This window comes from Mesorhizobium sp. 01N446, assembly GCF_056399285.1.
This window is the reverse complement of sequence record NZ_JBFTRA010000011.1, coordinates 155417-170707: the sequence shown is the minus strand read 5'-3', so window position 1 is coordinate 170707 and position 15291 is coordinate 155417. Positions and strand designations below refer to the sequence as shown.

The 15291-nt window shown below is 57.7% G+C and carries 13 protein-coding genes and 1 pseudogene; 6 read left to right on the top strand and 8 right to left on the bottom strand.

Annotated elements, in window-relative coordinates; genetic code table 11:
* Positions 1–19: 19 nt before the first annotated feature.
* The 5 genes and pseudogenes from AC1DPX_RS30930 to dnaE2 form a co-directional block, all read right to left on the bottom strand.
* Positions 20–1072, bottom strand: a complete 1053-nt coding sequence (locus tag AC1DPX_RS30930) for an ABC transporter substrate-binding protein (protein WP_172224970.1) — start codon at positions 1070–1072, stop codon at positions 20–22.
* Between the two features lie 618 nt (positions 1073–1690).
* Positions 1691–3286, bottom strand: a complete 1596-nt coding sequence (locus tag AC1DPX_RS30925; RefSeq protein WP_477241533.1) for a hypothetical protein — start codon at positions 3284–3286, stop codon at positions 1691–1693.
* 260 nt (positions 3287–3546) lie between these two features.
* Positions 3547–4107, bottom strand: a complete 561-nt coding sequence (locus tag AC1DPX_RS30920) for an RloB domain-containing protein (protein WP_477241531.1) — start codon at positions 4105–4107, stop codon at positions 3547–3549.
* 2 nt (positions 4108–4109) lie between these two features.
* Positions 4110–5339: an AAA family ATPase gene (locus AC1DPX_RS30915; RefSeq protein WP_477241529.1), complete on the bottom strand. Its 1230-nt coding sequence runs from the start codon at positions 5337–5339 to the stop codon at positions 4110–4112.
* Between the two features lie 105 nt (positions 5340–5444).
* Positions 5445–5816, bottom strand: a pseudogene (dnaE2, locus tag AC1DPX_RS30910) (error-prone DNA polymerase); the annotation flags it as partial.
* Positions 5817–6188: 372 nt separating this feature from the next.
* On the opposite strand from dnaE2, the gene AC1DPX_RS30905 reads away from it, so the two are divergent.
* Positions 6189–6938, top strand: coding sequence for a hypothetical protein (locus tag AC1DPX_RS30905; RefSeq protein WP_477241527.1), 750 nt, complete (start codon positions 6189–6191; stop codon positions 6936–6938).
* Between the two features lie 359 nt (positions 6939–7297).
* Here AC1DPX_RS30905 and AC1DPX_RS30900 read toward each other — a convergent pair whose 3' ends face one another.
* Together AC1DPX_RS30900 and AC1DPX_RS30895 are read right to left on the bottom strand one after the other, a co-directional pair.
* On the bottom strand, positions 7298–8293 hold the full coding sequence (locus AC1DPX_RS30900) for a PDDEXK-like family protein (RefSeq protein ID WP_477241525.1): 996 nt from the start codon (positions 8291–8293) through the stop codon (positions 7298–7300).
* 13 nt (positions 8294–8306) lie between these two features.
* Complete coding sequence (locus AC1DPX_RS30895; protein ID WP_477241523.1) at positions 8307–9857, bottom strand: hypothetical protein; 1551 nt, start codon at positions 9855–9857, stop codon at positions 8307–8309.
* 882 nt (positions 9858–10739) lie between these two features.
* On the opposite strand from AC1DPX_RS30895, the gene AC1DPX_RS30890 reads away from it, so the two are divergent.
* From AC1DPX_RS30890 to AC1DPX_RS30870, 5 genes are all read left to right on the top strand, one after another.
* Positions 10740–12200, top strand: a complete 1461-nt coding sequence (locus AC1DPX_RS30890; protein WP_477241521.1) for a hypothetical protein — start codon at positions 10740–10742, stop codon at positions 12198–12200.
* Between the two features lie 243 nt (positions 12201–12443).
* A complete protein-coding gene (locus AC1DPX_RS30885) occupies positions 12444–12704 on the top strand; it encodes a DUF6946 family protein (RefSeq protein WP_477241519.1) in 261 nt (86 codons plus the stop codon).
* Positions 12655–13080, top strand: a complete 426-nt coding sequence (locus AC1DPX_RS30880; RefSeq protein ID WP_477241555.1) for a DUF6946 family protein — start codon at positions 12655–12657, stop codon at positions 13078–13080. Before AC1DPX_RS30885 ends, AC1DPX_RS30880 begins: the two co-directional genes overlap by 50 nt.
* 59 nt (positions 13081–13139) lie before the next feature.
* Entirely contained in the window at positions 13140–13541 is a 402-nt protein-coding gene (locus tag AC1DPX_RS30875; protein WP_477241517.1) for a hypothetical protein, read from the top strand.
* Positions 13542–13592: 51 nt separating this feature from the next.
* Positions 13593–14342 carry an NYN domain-containing protein gene (locus tag AC1DPX_RS30870; protein ID WP_477241515.1) on the top strand — a complete coding sequence of 250 codons (750 nt, stop codon included), beginning with the start codon at positions 13593–13595 and terminating at the stop codon, positions 14340–14342.
* On the opposite strand, the gene AC1DPX_RS30865 is transcribed toward AC1DPX_RS30870, so the two are convergent.
* Entirely contained in the window at positions 14343–14990 is a 648-nt protein-coding gene (locus tag AC1DPX_RS30865; RefSeq protein ID WP_477241513.1) for a DUF2726 domain-containing protein, read from the bottom strand.
* Positions 14991–15291: the final 301 nt, after the last annotated feature.

The following is a 15291-nucleotide window of genomic DNA, read 5'->3' as shown; positions in this document are numbered from 1 at the left end:
TCTCCTCCGGAAGTCCTGACTACTGCGCGAGCCAGGTCGTGAACCGCTTGCGTATTTCGTCCCCGTTGTCAGCCCAGAAACCATTGTCGAGGGTTAGCGAAACCGTCAGATTCTGCGGGCTGGTCGGTAGATTCTTGGCATCCTCCGGCGCCACGAACTCGGCCGCCGATTTCCGTACAGGGCCGTAGGGAATGTATTTGGTGATCCCCGCGAGTACCTTGGGCTCGACCGCGTATTTGATAAAGGCAAGCGATCCCTCGGCATTCTTAGCGCCCTTGGGGATTACCCAGTAATTGGAGTCAAGGATCTGGTTGTCCCAGACGATCCGAAAATCCTTGCCTTCCTTGTTGGCGTTGTAGATGCGGCCGTTCCACGCGGTCGTCATCGTTACCTCGCCCGAAGCGAGCAACTGCGGTGCCTGGGCGCCCGCTTCCCACCACACAATGCTGTCCTTGATCGTGTCGAGCTTGGCGAAGGCACGATCCACTCCCGCCGGGGTCGACAGTGTTTCGTAGACCTGGTCAGGCGCAACGCCATCGGCGAGCAACGCGAATTCCAGGTTGGTTGCGGGGTTCTTCCAGAGGCCGCGCTTTCCGGGGAATTTCTTGGTGTCGAATAAGTCCTTGATCGTCTTCGGACCATCGGCCAGCTTGGCGCCGTCATAGGCAAGGGTCGTCGCATAGACGATCGTGCCGACGCCGCATTCCGAGGTCGTGCCCTTGATCCAATCGTCCTGCGGTCCGACCTTCGCCCAGTCAATTTTTTCGAAAATGCCCTCGTCGCATCCTTGCAGCAACGTCGGCGCATCGACATCGACGACATCTATGGTGGTGTTGCCGGATTCGATCATCGCCTTGATCTTGGCGATCTCGCCGCCATATTCCTGCTCGTCGATCTTGACCCCGGTCTCGGCGGTATAGGTTTCGAACACGGCTTTGCGCTGCGCTTCCTGATAAGCGCCACCGAAACTCATGACCGAAAGCGTGTCTTGCGCTCGCGCTGCATTCGAACAAAGCGGCGTCAGCGCCAACAGCGACAAAGTCAGCACACGACCTGTTAAGGGATATCTCATTTCCGCCACTCCCATTGATTGGAACCACGGCCTCGACTTCGTCTGAGTGAGCCTTGGCCGGTGCAAAACGGTAATTTGGCTAGGGCGCGACAGCAAATAAGTACATCGCATGGGCCCATGAGAAACCGTTATCGCGACAAGGCTGTCTCAGACCTCGCGTGAAGCGCTTGGCAGAGCGCTGGACGGCTAGCGTCGGTGCCGGCGACGACGTTCTGTACGCTTCGAGCGGATTTTTCGTAGGAATTGATCGAGCCGACCGCTCCTCGAATACGACCATGCTTGCATTGTTGCCCTGCTTGTCCATGCACGGCAGGCCTAAGGATTCAGCTGCCTATGGCATCATTTTGCCAGCACTCGGCATCGACGCTCCAGCTCCGCGTTCCACTCTGCCATTTATGCGACTTTCGAAGCACAAAAGGCGAACAGGTCGATGCCGACATATCGCCTCGTTACCAAGATCACATCGTCAGATCCGAGCCTCAAGCGAAAGCGCCTGAATGTCGGCGGTACAGGCGATCTTGGCGGTCTGGCACTGCGGCCAGATCATAATGATCGCGATAATGCGACTTCAGGTTCCCCACGGCTGATTTGGACGGCAGGGGGAGGACTACATCCTCGTTATCCTTTGAGCCGTCGTGCCAGGCGCTTGACCGCGACGCGATCGGAATCAACGATGAGGAAGTACGGCGTCGGGTATCCCTCAACCCAGGTGCCAGAGACCCGTCCTTCGCCAATTTCAGAAATAATCAGTCCGATGGCGGGATTGAACCGGCGCAGCGACATGGCACTCTCAACATGCAAGGCAGGTACGTCGACGGAGTCCTTCTTCAAGACGAGAGGGATCAGCTGCAGTGCGTCGGCCACCGGATCGCTTTCCACACAAATCGGATCAAAGGTCAGGAACAAGTCCTCACGCACGTGTACGCGAGGCAATCGTTCCGAAATCGTATGGGAAAGGCTCACGTAGTCGTCCTCAGCAAGGTCGGCGAGCGCTTCGGCGAGCTCGTCCGTCGATAGGCTCGGGAAGGCGGCGACCAGAGCATTCTCATCGAGGTTCCAGGGCAGGCCATCGACGGATGTCGTGCAAATCCATTTTCCCACTGCCGATCCCTCCGGGCTCAGATCACCGACGGTCTCTGTTGGTGAAGGCATCGCGTCCTCCTCGTCGTGGACCGCCGGAGCTGGTAGCGACATGTTCGCCAGCATATCGTCGATGCGGCGGATAACCTTTCGGCAAAGCGCGGCGAACGAACGGATATCAGCTGCCACCAACTCGACTGTCTCGCCCAACTTCGCTTCCTTGGCGTGTTGCGTGAATTTGGCATCAACCACGCCAAGATTGTGTCCAATCAAATGGCGCTTTTGAATGTTGAGGGACAGCACCGCCAGCTCCTGCGCGTCGAGTTCCGCGAACGGATCGAACAAGAATTCGTCGAAGCGCTTGCGACCTTTATCGATGTTCTGAAAGTCGTTGACGACCGACTTAGCAGGCATCGATCCCAAAGGCCGATTGTGAATTCGATAGGCGTACGCTACCTTGAGCGTCGCCTCGAAGGCGGTGAGTACGTCCTCATGAGCATTGCCGAGCAGTCGATAGGCCAGCTCCTGACGATCCTTGCCCAAGGCTTCCGCCAGATCGACCTGCTGGCCGACCAACTCGGCCTCACGAGAAAAGTGCAGTGCTAGGTTGGGCGCCCCGCAGTCCGGGCAAAATAGCGCAATCGCGAATACACCATAGTCCCGCCCGCAGCAGTCGCAAACCAGCAGGCGCATGAGGTCACGGCGTCCGAAACGCGGGGGAGGTTTGCTCTGCCGGGGGGCCGGCTTGTAAGTGATCGACTTGCTGCCTCGTACCACACCGGACAGCATTTCCGATACCGCGTCTTGCATGTCCTGCAGGGCCGCTTGCTTCACAATCTTGACCGCCGCCTTGCGATCCTCGGGATGTGTGAACTCGGAATCGTCAGCCCTAATGCCGCTATAGGGGCAGACAGTCCCCGGAGTGCCGGCAGTATATTTCGTCCGCGCGGCTCTATCAGGATCCGCAGCGAAGCCGACGACAGTCTCGCCGAGAACAAAATGCCTCGGATGGGCGTCGACATTGGGTGAGTATCGATAGACCCTGCCGTCAGGCGTCCTGGGCACTGGGATGCTCAGCTGCATCTTCGTTCGCGTACCGCCCATGCGCATTTTTTCAAGTCGTTTCAGTTTCACCGCGCCCCCCTGCAACGGTATGATATCCACTCCTACACGATTCCGAGGCAGTGGCGTACCATCGTGCAAAGTACAACTGGGGCTCGCAGGCCCCTGTCCCAAAAATGCTCAGCGGGAGCCGCAGCAGTTACGATGAGAGCATGAGGACTGTGGGGCGATTGGTTACGGAGACTCTCTGGGCGGCCGGAGCCGCGTCACAGAAAGTGTCTGTTTGGTCGGCCACAACGGGTTGTACATCGGCGTGCTTTCAAGGTGAGGCGTCAGGGCAGAAGCCCCACATCCTGGAGGAAGGCGGCGAGCACGGGCTCGACTGCAGCGGCCCGGCGCACATCGGTAAGGCCGATGCGGCGCGCCAGCAGGATCTTGGTCATGGGTTTGTCGTACTGAGGCCAGGCACCATGCAGGGCGACTCCCGATGCTTGCGTGGTCGGCGGCCGATGCTGGGCGAAGCCGTTGAGGTGACGCAGCAGCAGCGCCTCGTGGCAGGGGTCCTGCCAGATGAGACGGATGTCCAGCTGGTTGGCGAGCTGCTCGGCCTGTTGCCGACGTTGGTTATCGTTCTGCACCTGATCGATGTCGAGGAGCACTGCCCGACGCGCGAATTCCGAGCGGCGCCGGCGTCTCCGCTCGATCTCTTGTGCGGCGCGGCGCAAGCGGGAGGTGGGGTCACCCGCGCCCGGGCTGAGGTTCACGACTTCGAGGTGAACCGGACGGCCGGCGGCCTGCAGCAGATCGTTGAGCAACTGCCCATAGGCCTGTTCGGATTCCCCCTCGCAGCCCAGAAAGATCGGCGTTTTCGGTCTTATGGTCGGACGGCGCATCCTCATCCAACCTGGGGGACTGCGCCGTACACGCCGCCGAGATACTTCTTGTAGAGATTGTCGGTGCGGCGAACGGCGCCAACGTCCATCAGGCTATATACCTGTGACCGGCCCCGGCTGTCCTTCTCGCAAAAGACCACCTCTTCCTTGGCGAGATCGTCGAGCAGGGACGCCGAGTGGCACGTCATCCATAGCTGCGCGTCATAGGGGTTGCGTTCCGGGTCATAAAACCAGCGGACGATCTCCGGCAGGATCAGCGGGTGGATCGACTGATCCAGTTCGTCGACAAGCGCCACCCCTCCCTGCTGCAGGGCGAGCAGGATCAAGGGGAAGATGCGGATGAAGGAACGCGTCCCGTGGCTCTCGAGGCCCCAGGGCATGTCCACATGCAGACCCTGATGCCGAAACAGTGCGACCGGTCCGGTTGCTGCCTGCACGATCTGCATCTCCTCGACACCGAGATCGATGCGCTGCAGCTCCCGGTTGAGCGCCGCCACGACCGGCGGGTTCTGCGCGAGATAGGTGATCACGGCCTGGTCGCCAAGATCGGTGCGGTCGATCAGGATGTTGCGATAGACGGCGGCGGCGGCCTCGAGGATGACCTTGGAGGCCTGGTGTTCGAAGAGTGCCAAGGTCGCGATGACGCTGGCATCCTCCCTTACCTTGTCGACCACCTGCGAGAAGCCGCTGAGCGGAAAGATCCTCGATCCCTGGACCTTACGGTCGGCATCCCGCTCGAAGACGCGCTGCCACTTGCCCTGGCCCTTGTTCTTCATGCGCAAAGCTTCGTGGGTGACGGACTTGATCACGCTATCTGTGGGTTGCAAGTGCAATTCGTAGCGGAATGTGCCGACATCGTCGGCGACGGCGATCTCCTCCGCGCTGCGTTCGGCGCCACTCAGGTCGAGCAGACCGCCCAGCTCGATCGCGAGGCGGATCGGACGATTGGCGGAATCCGCGTCGTTGAAGCGCTCGCAGGGAAGACCGGGACCCTTGTGCTGGAAGCTCTCGCCGATGAACCAGCTCACGAATGCCAGGGCACGCAGCACGGTCGACTTGCCCGAGCCATTGGGCCCGAACAGCGCAACCGCCTTGGCGACACGCTCTTCCGAGCGCGGGAAGATCGAACCGAATCTTTCCGGCAGATCCGGCACGTTCTTGCCGATCCGTAGGTCGAGGACCTGTGAATCGCGGATGGAATAGAAGTTCTCGATTTCGAGGCGGTACAGCATTCGCGCAATATGAGGTGCCTTATTCGTATTTTCAACCGAAATTTGTCGATTACACGTTTTAATCAGTCCAAATGACTACCTGAAGTGCGGGTTTTGACTTGGATCGGCTCCCTTCAGCGTGTGATCTGCGATATCGCGTGGCTTGATCCTCGGCAGCATCGACATCTGCGCGCGGCTCTCGATCTGAAAGACCCCAACCGTGTCCGCCTTGCGGATCATGGCGTAGGTCGCGGGATCCTCGGCTGCGTGGCGAGGTCGAGCGTGATGCCCTTGTCCTCGGCCAGGAGATCGAAGCTGCGCGTCATGCAGGTGAGCATGCCTAGCACCAAAACATCCACCTTCATGAATTGAGAATGTCGATATCGTCCTTGTCCATTCGATGATCTGCCGATCGGCCATGAGCACCGGCTCGATCGGCACCAGCTCATCGAGGCGGTCGTGGGTCAGGACGAATCCACCGGGGTGCTGCGACAGGTGATGGACCAGAGGATCCGGCCGTGCTTTCGGGCGGCGACACCGACCGCCCACAAGGTGGCGGCCGCCGTCGATGGCCCCGTTAGCGCAGCTGGCGACCTCATGCAGCGCCCTCAGCGTAAGCCGTCCTCCCGGCAGCACCCGATCGATTTCGGGGACGCCGAAGAGTAGGACCTCGCGCCGGCGTGCAGAGCTGCTTTCCAGGCGCGCGATGCGCTCCCGAAGTTCGGGCAATGCAGGACTGTTCGAGCACATGGCCATGCCCGTCGCGCTCGGCTCCCTTTTCCGATATGTTCTATCTTTGTTCCCAATGACGAAAGAGTCAATCGCAGGCAGAGTGCGCTCGGCGAGCATGTGGGAAAAGTCGCCGCGCCCATGATTAACCAAGGCATGGCGCTCGAAGAGGCCCTGACGGGCGCCTACCCGATCGCAGCGAGGCAGCTCATCGACGCTGGTGAAGATGCGCAGGAGGTCGAGGCGGCTCTGGCTCGTCAGCTCGCCTCTCAAGGAAACCTGCCCGAGCATGAAACCTTAGAAATTTCAGAGCCGCTTCACGCCGCGCTCATGGAGAGCTTTGAGGACGGGCTGATCACGCTGCCCGAAGGGCCGGTGCGTCTCGACGAAGTGACGGTCAAGGCGAATACCGGCTTCAAGATGGTGCTCTACCCGAACGAGTCGCAGCACGCCGGCTTCCCCCACGTGAAGGTCCAGCTACAGGATGGCGACATCAATATCTCAATCGAGGAAGAACCTCGCGTCGTGGCCGGCAAGCGCAGCCTTCGCGGCGAGGCTGCTGCCCTTCGCGCCGTGAAGGATCACAAGAATGCTCGAGGAGTGGCACGCGACCCGGCCCGACGACCAGAAACTTCCGAAAGCCGCGAGCTCCGCACCGCCAAAACCGCCAAACCAGCCCTGATCGGGCCTTTGGGGGTGAAATCCTCGGACGGGGGAGTTACTGCGAATTCGCGAATAGTTATCATCATCCTGGAAGCGGTGAGCCTGCGGGCCAGAAACTTCCTCACTGACCGGGATCGTCGCTCCTTCTCTTCGCCGCTCTGCCTCCAAGAAATCCCAAAGCCATGTTTCGATCGCGTCGATTTGATTGTCAGGCTTCGTATCCCGTAGTTTTTCGGCCTGCTCGACAAACCCGGAGAACGTGCCACGAACATCCTCGGGAGACGCGGCAGTTAGTTTAAGCATCTTCACCGAATTGTGGGCGTAACCGAGAAACTGAGCATTCCGCTCCTTGATCTCTGCCAACATCGCCTCGGTGACCCGATGAGGTTGAGAGCCCGTCGACCGGCTGCTGCGCTTCATCGCCACGCACGCGCCGGTACCCGTCACCGCGCACCGGTACCGAAAAGTGAGGCCTTGTTTGCCTTCTCTCCTTGCTACCGCGTTGCCCGGCGAACGGCCCGGCGGATGACTTCGCTCGAATCTGGATCGGGGTGCTCTGGCGTGTACCTCACACGGCGCGCGCCAACTCAGCTGTCAGTGACTGACGCAATTTGGGCCCACCGTCGAAGGGTTTCTTCGTTTGCTTCCCACCAGCTTTGCAATCGAACTGTCGCGTCCAACCCCCGGCGAATAGCGCCTATTTGCTCGGCGAACGGGCGCTCGACGATCATTAGCGGTGTATCAATGGCAATGCCTAGCGATTGACCCGCGGGACGTAAGTACCCGCCGATTTTGGACAAGCTTTCAGGTGCGGGAAATCTTTGGTGAGAGGCGGCCCACTTGCCCAGCATGATCTTAACCGATGGGGTTGGTTGGGCCTGTTCCCAGCACTGTATGGACATAGTTGGGCGAGGGATACCGGGGTAGATCGTTAGTGTTTTGGGCACGTCGAAGTAGATCGAGCGGGATGTAGCAGGACGACCGCCATCCGCGTTTGGTGACTTCTTCAATATGAGCGACGGATAATCGCTTGCTACAAGCTCACCGTACTCTGCAAAAAAGATGGTGTTCGCTTCGACGGCTTGGCCGATATAAGGCGCACGGGCCTGCTCTATCGCCGCAAGCAGAGTGGATCGGTCATCGCCCGATAGCCAATCGCACAAGTCTTCATAGCTGATCCGTCGATCAAACCCGCATGCCTCGCCGCGCGCTCGGAGATAAGCATGCGGTGCCACGAGCACGGTATGGCAATCAATTCCGTGATCCCGAAAGGATTGGGCAGTTCTTCGATAACGGCTTGGTTGATCCCCGTCATCAGTAACACTGTACTTGGCATTGATCTTGTTTTCGATGAGGAGCCGTCGGTTTCCAGAGAGGACAATATCCAAGTCGATGGTACCGACAGAGCTTCGATGGTTCGCTTGTGACGTGACTTTGAGGACGGAGCTGCTGCCCTTCAGCTGCGCAGCCCTAGCAAACGCGGAAGCAAACTTGCGGCTGGTTCGAAGATTTCGGGCCAATATCTGGTCTACCTGGCTCTCGAAAATCCTCGGCGGATGGGCGTTGAGCTGGTACGTTTCCATAAGAGGGCTTCCTTCAGTCGTTGCTGGTCGTCCCAAGATCATTCCGTTGCCAGCGGGCCATGAGAGCTGCTGTCTGTCTTTGCAAAGTGCCTTTTCGCGCTTTGGCATACTGAGTAAGCGCTTTGGAAAGTTCGCTGCAGGAACGGGTCAATGCGTCTTCCAACGCAGCTGTTGCTAGGGCAGCTTCGAGAGCTTGGGCTTTCCCTATGAAAAGAAACTCGCTGGGGACCTGATCTCTTAAAGGTCCGATAGGGTTGACGGTCATCCCAGGACCTCTTTGCAGAAGGTCAACGAACTGAGACACGCTCTCTGCGTTCACCCGATCCCAATGAATGCAGAATTCCGGCCTCATCCGAGATGACGGCACTTCTCCGTCGATCCCCACGAGCGTCGGCAGATAGAGACCGTAGTCGTAGTAGAGGCCGATAGATGGATTTAGCGGTGGGTTTCCCGACCAGCCCGGCATCCCGAGGCCGGTCGCTCTGTGCCACCCATCGCTCAGCAATATTGCGACAGTAGCTACATAGTCGTACAGGTCGCCAACGTACCGGCCCTCCTCTTCATCGAATTCCGGCGATGCGGCGAAAGGCGTAAGCGAGCTGTCGCAGGTAAGAGGGCACCGTTTGCCATCAACGCAAATCTCAATCCGTGATCGAGTTTGCCAAAGCGGCCCGAACTCGCCTGGTCGGCTGAGCGGCCCTATCGCTAATCCGATCTCGGTGTAGAGAGATACTTCGGCATTCAACAAGGAAATATCGGCGATAGCCTCGTGCCGCTTCGACCAAGTGATGGCTTCCGCGACGTCGGTTGCATTCGTGCTCGGGCCAGCAATGGCTGACCTCTCAATGACGAGAGGGCCTTGCCATTGACCGCGCTCCATTTTGAAGAGGCACACGGCAGGCAATGGAGAGCCGACGTGCCACATGTCAAAATTTCCCTCGAACAAATTTCCCACCACGGGGAAAGGCCCGGCCACAAACCTCCCCAATGTTTGATCAAACAAGGCAGGGCAGCTGGCACCCAAATTGAAGTAGGTTGAGAACATATCGGATGATGCGAGATACGCTCCCATCTCGTGAAGCAGGGAAGCAAAGGTAGCCGACGGGCTGTCCAACTCTTGGCTGGCACTCCGAAGGAAACTAGTATCTCTAAATGCCTCGTACAGCGTTTCGTCCGCTGCGCGACCTACCAATTTTGCAAGCGTGTCGATCACCAAGACATAGGGCTGGACTTTACGCGTAATGTAGCCCCGATGTCTCTTGATTGCCTCGACTGAGGTCAGCGTATGATCGACCCTCAATCTTTCGATATGCCGCCACGATACTGAGGTGGCAGGGAGTGCGCGGCGAATATCTTCGTGCGTGATTTTCGCCTGCTTCGCTTCAGCAAAAAGACGATCCACCATCTGTGCCGGATAAAAAGGATCGTGGTTGGCAGGGAACCGGAATTTGGCTTCCAAAGCGGCGTTGCGAACCAACCTCACAAGCTCTTGTCTTACAGGTATCAAAGCAGCCCTGCCCTCGGAGCCAGGAACGCTCGGAAACGAAATAATCTGTGCTGACATCTACAGTGTCCCCTTGAGGGCAAATCGGTATCGGCGTGCTCTCCTATGCTGCTCGAGGTGAAGCACAGTTAGGACGCTTCCCGAGGCAGCATCGACAATCGCAGCTATGTTTTTGAAACGATCTCCGTCGCGCATTTTAATTGCTGTGGCCCTACTCACACCAATGATAAAGCAGCCATTGCCGATAGGAGCCTCCATATCTGCATGTTCGATCAACTCCTTAACCCTATTGCCTGTTACGCCGCGTTGGCGGCACCGTTTTTCCGCGTGCAAGCTGAGAGCTAACAAGACAACCTCCACTGACCGAGTGAGAATGATCACCTGCCGGGGCTAAAAAGTCGCTCAAATTTTGTGGGAAAAGCATCGAAAGATTGGGAGATTTTGGCGTGTTTTTTGGAAAAATTTCCGGGAAATGATGGAGCCGGGCGATCCATTGCAATCAATTGCACGGATCCTTCGGCGAGTGATTAGCGAAACTATCTAAGCCAAGCGGCGTAGATTGTACGTCGCATTTTCAGTCRATCAACGTGGAGAAGTTGCGACTGCAACTCGCCTACCAAAGTGCTTTTTGGAAGCATGGTTTGGAGGGCATCATGCTGGTAACTAAACATGCGAAAGCCCGCAGCCGACAACGCGGGATACCCGAACAACTGCTGCACACCATTTACTCGGAAGCTGATCGGTGCACTCCATGCGGGCACGGTTGCGTGGCTTTGGAGATTAGCCGAGAGAAAATCCGCGAAATACGTGCTTCAGCGGGTAGTGACGTCGAGCGAGCTATCAACGTTATCCTTGTCGTTTCGGATGCTGGCAGCGCTGTGACAGTCTTGCGAGCCACGACCAGAGCAGCACGCCCCTATCGAACCATCTGAGGAATGCAAAATGGTCCAGCTGTTGCGTGAACTGGATGACTACCAAACAGCCCTGCTTGTGCGTGATAGCAGGGAGATTTTGACGCCCAAAGAGCTTTCCGCTGCTGATCTACGAGCCGAGGTCGAAATCCTTCTTAGGGGCGGAGAACCTACAAAGCGCCTTTCGGTTGCGAGATCAGATGTCTTGGGAGTTCAAAGGAACCTACGGAGCTTGCTTGACCACGCCGAAAGGCTCGGTGGTCGAAGTGCGGTCGCCGTGGAGTACGCTTCAATTTCTGAGCGCGATCCAAAGGAAGTATACAAGCAAGACAAGCATCGCTACGCGAACCAGAAAATGATTGGTCCGCTTGAGTTGGGCACCAGGTTGAAGCTGGCAAAGGCCGCGTGTGCCATCATTCAGGCTTTCGATCCCGGGTTCAATGAAAGTGTCGCGATGCTGACCATCCTCGGCGCATCCTCGGTGTCTTACGTCAAGTTCAACATGGAGACGGAAGCCTTGCTTGATAGTGGCAAGGCGATTTCGGATGCCTGGCGGCAGATCGCTCGTGCGCTGGACGACGAGCTCGATTTGTCGAGGTGGTTTGCTCATCGCTCCGAGGTGATCGACGACGCTGCAGACCTGATCGCGGACCTCCTTGGCATTGAAACGGCAGCCTGCATTCCGGACGACGCCCGCCTTGGTATGGTGGTCAAAGATTGCGTCGCTACCAGCCGGCTTTCCTCGCCTGAAGACGCAGACGAAGAAGACTACAATTTCTTCAGGCATCCCCATGATGAGGCACTGGCCCTCTCTGTGCCGCTTTACAGCTTCGCACAATTGCGTGCCCCTGGCAGGTTGTGTTCCGACCCCAGCCATCCAAAATCTGGGATTAGAGTTCAAATCACCTTCTGGCGCGAAGTAGCGCTTCAGCTGCTGCCAGGGAACACCGGCGGAGTATTGCCCTGCATTACAGTCGCGCCAAAAGTCTCGGTGGTTGGGGCCGGTGGTCGCCCAATTGCGCTGTCCACGCCTTTTACTCGACCGCTGGGTGATCCATGCGTCGTCCCTCTATTATTGAGCAAAAGTGCTCACATATCGGTATTTCGGCCAGACGCTCCTCATTCCTTTGGAGATCAAGTCAGCGGGCTCGGGCTGTCAGGCCAAACAGTGTTTCAGACTGCGTGGATGGCATCCGCAGCAGTCGTGGCCATTGCTCTCCGAACGCTCGCAGACAAAGAACTTCGACCTGTCAGCGCAGCCATCACCGAACAGGGTGGTAAGAGCGACGCAGAACAATGTCACTTTGCACTTGGGACGGTGGGCAATGCCGTCGAGAGAGCCACTTTCGTCATCAACAGGGCTAATGGCCTAGGTGGCCTTTTGCGTGCCGACTTTTACCGGCGAGACGGCCTGCTTCGTAGACGTGGGATAGTAACGAACCATGCGCCATTGCCCTCACGCTTTCTCCGATCTTGGTACGTTGGCAAGTAGCTCTTGGACAGGAATCCCCCTTCTGGGCGAGCGTAAGGGCAGTGGCAGGCTCCAAAGTCTCATGATACTTTCCGACCGCTAGGCGAGATGGGGACTTGCTCCAAGGTGCCAAAGAGACACCGGCAAAATCATCGTGGTCGATCCAACAGGCAACTTTGCGGTCGCCACTAAGGGATGGTCTGTTATCGCCCAGGCTCTAGAAAACCTGTCTAGTTGAAGCCGACTATCGTGGGACTTCTCCGCATGTCACGTATTTATCTCCCGAGCTTGGGTCCTGCTAGCTGGCAAGCGATGTTGGCCGATCCGACCAAGCATTGGCGGACCGGCTATTCCGCTCGAACACTGGCATACTGCTGGGAACAGGCGACTGGTCTTCCACCGGAGATCGCCCGGATGTTCGACCAACCGAGCGAACTCCTACTTGCTCTTCCTGAGCACAAGGTGCCGCTTGTCGGTGGCCAGCGCGATACGCTTTGGGGAAGATACATCCGCCGTTGCCGTTGAAGGGAAAGTCAACGAACCCTTCGGTCCAACGGTCGGCGAATGGTTTGCAAACCCATCCGATGGCAAGCGCCTTCGCATGCGTCAAATCTGCGATCTGTTGGGTCTAGATGGCGTTCCTCCGCTAGACGTTCGCTATCAGCTGCTGCATCGGACGGCGTCAGCGCTGCTGGAGGCCAAGCGGTTCAAGACGGACGAAGCGGCGATGATCGTTCATTCTTTCTCTCCCGCGCGAATGTGGTTCGCTGACTTCGAACGGTTTGCGGGGCTTTTCGGTGTCGCGGCGCGACCAGATCAATCAGTCGCCTTCGTTTTGAATAGTGGACAGCGCCTCCGGCTCGGATGGGCGAGTGGAAATCCAGAGCATCTTTCCCAATGAAGGTCGTCCGTTTGGAACCAAGACGGTACACCTCAAAGCAGATGGGAGACGCATGTGAGATGGTCGTTGCAGCCGAATTGACGCTTGCCGGAGTTCCTGCGTTGAAGGTTCCCGACAACTGGCCCGGCTACGACGTCATCGCCCAGCCGGTCGGGCAAGCGCCGCAGAGGGTCTCGGTAAAATCCCGAACCTTTAAGCAAGGACCGGCCTACGTCACGTATTATGAATTCGACCAATTCGATTGGCTTGCAATTGTCATTCTTATGCCGGACCAGCCAAACGGCAGAGCGATATACCTGATCCCGAGGGATGTTGCCGACGCGTTCGCACGCCGTGATAAGCCAACCAGTAAGACGGCTGCCGAGCGGTATTTCCGCGTTGATCAGGTCGATGGCATGTTTCTGCGTTTTCGGGCTAACTTCGCACTGAGCCCCCTGGGTTTGCCGGAAGCGGCATGCTGATCGAGTGCCAATGGCGCGAATTGACTTTACCGTCTGTAAAAGAGGAACGTCATGCCGGTCGAAATGAAGTCCCCTCGTCTTGCCGTTTTGATTGACGCTGAGAACGCATCGGCCAAGATCGCGGATGGCCTATTCGAGGAGATCGCCAAAATTGGCGAGGCCAGCGTCCGTCGCATCTACGGTGATTTCTCTGGTTCACGTTTGAAGGGGTGGTCCGACGTGGTGTCGAAACACGCGATCCAGCAGCAGTACGCCAACGCCACTGGCAAGAACGCATCCGACATCGCGCTGGTGATCGACGCAATGGATTTGCTCCATAGCGGTAGGTTCGATGGGTTTTGTCTGGTGTCGTCTGACAGCGATTTCACTCGACTTGCCGCACGCATCCGCGAGCAGGGTGTCGATGTTTTCGGCTTCGGGGAGCAGAAAAAAGCCCCTGAGAGTTTCCGGCAAGCGTGCGGCAGGTTCATCTATACCGAAAACCTACTTCCAACCGCTCCGGCCAACTCCCCCGACGCAGCGCAGCCCGACAAGCCCCTTCAACCTCCGAGCGCCGCCACGCCGATTATCAGGAAGGTGATCAAGCAGATGGAAAACGAAGACGGCTGGGTGCCACTTGGTGCGGTAGGCAATCAGCTTGCCAACTTGGCATCCGATTTCGATCCTAGAACCTTCGGCTTCCGTAAGCTGAGCGATCTCGTGCGGAAGACCAATGCGTTCGAAATCGAACAACTCGATGGCGGAGTTATGCGTATCCGGGTCAGGTCGGCAACAGCCAGTAAGCCAGAGAAGTCGGCTTAGCTATTGAGCTGCGGCTGGCCGATCCACAAGCTTCTCGACCAGTCGCCTGAGTTCGGAAGGTGTCGTGTGACCGCCGACAATTTCGTGATAACTGATGCCAGCCCGTCGCAGGGCTTCCTTTTTTACTGCATCACGTGCTGCTGCCGTCCCTTGGTGATGTGCATGGCCTTGGTATTCGAGTGCATGTCGAGGCAGACAGTTCTCGTCCACAAGTAGAAGGTCCACCCGTTTGGAGTTGATGCAGCTGTAGGCGTCGGCGTTGGCGCTACGCAGAATTTCGCCCAGAGACACTTGGGCCATGACTTGCCATCCCGGATTGCAGCTGATCACCATGCGATCAAGTTCCTTGAAGACGCGCACTTCACTCCTGTTGAGGAGCGGTTGAATAGTGAAGTTCGCACCCATGACAATCCGCAACTGGTCAGCAGGATCAGTTAGTTTCGGTGGCGCGGAAACAGGCTTCGGAGTGACCCACAAGCCGCTAAGGATGTCGCCCCCACTGCGCTCTCTCGCCCAGCGCAAGCGGTTCTTTGCCCTCCAAGCTTGCCTCCGCTCTCTTGATAGAAAACGCTCCAAGGCCATACCAGCGAGGACGCCAGCTAGAAGAACTAGAGCGAGCTGTAGAGGCTCAACAAATTCCGGTTGCATGCAAAAGAAGCTACCTCCGCGATGCAGTGGTCCTTGGCAATTTAGCCTTTGCTCATATCAGCAAAGCGTCAAGCGGTCTGCAATGACGATTTTGCGGACCACGCGCGGGTAAGCCAGAGCGACCGACGTTCGAGAAGGCGGGCGGTCTCTACCCTCCGATAACATCCACTTATCAGAACCTACAATCGGTCAAACATCGCGATCGCCGGGCCACGAAGCAGGGACATGACAACCGGCAACAATGGAATCCGTGATTGCAAAGAGGGTCTATTGGCATTCACCGAGGGTTCTGTCCTGAACC

What these genes read in the sequence shown, in the direction of transcription:
- AC1DPX_RS30930 (WP_172224970.1), bottom strand. Translation starts at nt 1,072, where the DNA reads ATGAGATATCCCTTAACAGGTCGTGTGCTGACTTTGTCGCTGTTGGCG.
- AC1DPX_RS30920 (WP_477241531.1), bottom strand. Translation starts at nt 4,107, where the DNA reads ATGCGCCGTCCGACCATAAGACCGAAAACGCCGATCTTTCTGGGCTGC.
- AC1DPX_RS30915 (WP_477241529.1), bottom strand. Translation starts at nt 5,339, where the DNA reads ATGCTGTACCGCCTCGAAATCGAGAACTTCTATTCCATCCGCGATTCA.
- AC1DPX_RS30905 (WP_477241527.1), top strand. Translation starts at nt 6,189, where the DNA reads ATGATTAACCAAGGCATGGCGCTCGAAGAGGCCCTGACGGGCGCCTAC.
- AC1DPX_RS30900 (WP_477241525.1), bottom strand. Translation starts at nt 8,293, where the DNA reads ATGGAAACGTACCAGCTCAACGCCCATCCGCCGAGGATTTTCGAGAGC.
- AC1DPX_RS30895 (WP_477241523.1), bottom strand. Translation starts at nt 9,857, where the DNA reads ATGTCAGCACAGATTATTTCGTTTCCGAGCGTTCCTGGCTCCGAGGGC.
- AC1DPX_RS30890 (WP_477241521.1), top strand. Translation starts at nt 10,740, where the DNA reads ATGGTCCAGCTGTTGCGTGAACTGGATGACTACCAAACAGCCCTGCTT.
- AC1DPX_RS30885 (WP_477241519.1), top strand. Translation starts at nt 12,444, where the DNA reads ATGTCACGTATTTATCTCCCGAGCTTGGGTCCTGCTAGCTGGCAAGCG.
- AC1DPX_RS30875 (WP_477241517.1), top strand. Translation starts at nt 13,140, where the DNA reads ATGGTCGTTGCAGCCGAATTGACGCTTGCCGGAGTTCCTGCGTTGAAG.
- AC1DPX_RS30870 (WP_477241515.1), top strand. Translation starts at nt 13,593, where the DNA reads ATGCCGGTCGAAATGAAGTCCCCTCGTCTTGCCGTTTTGATTGACGCT.
- AC1DPX_RS30865 (WP_477241513.1), bottom strand. Translation starts at nt 14,990, where the DNA reads ATGCAACCGGAATTTGTTGAGCCTCTACAGCTCGCTCTAGTTCTTCTA.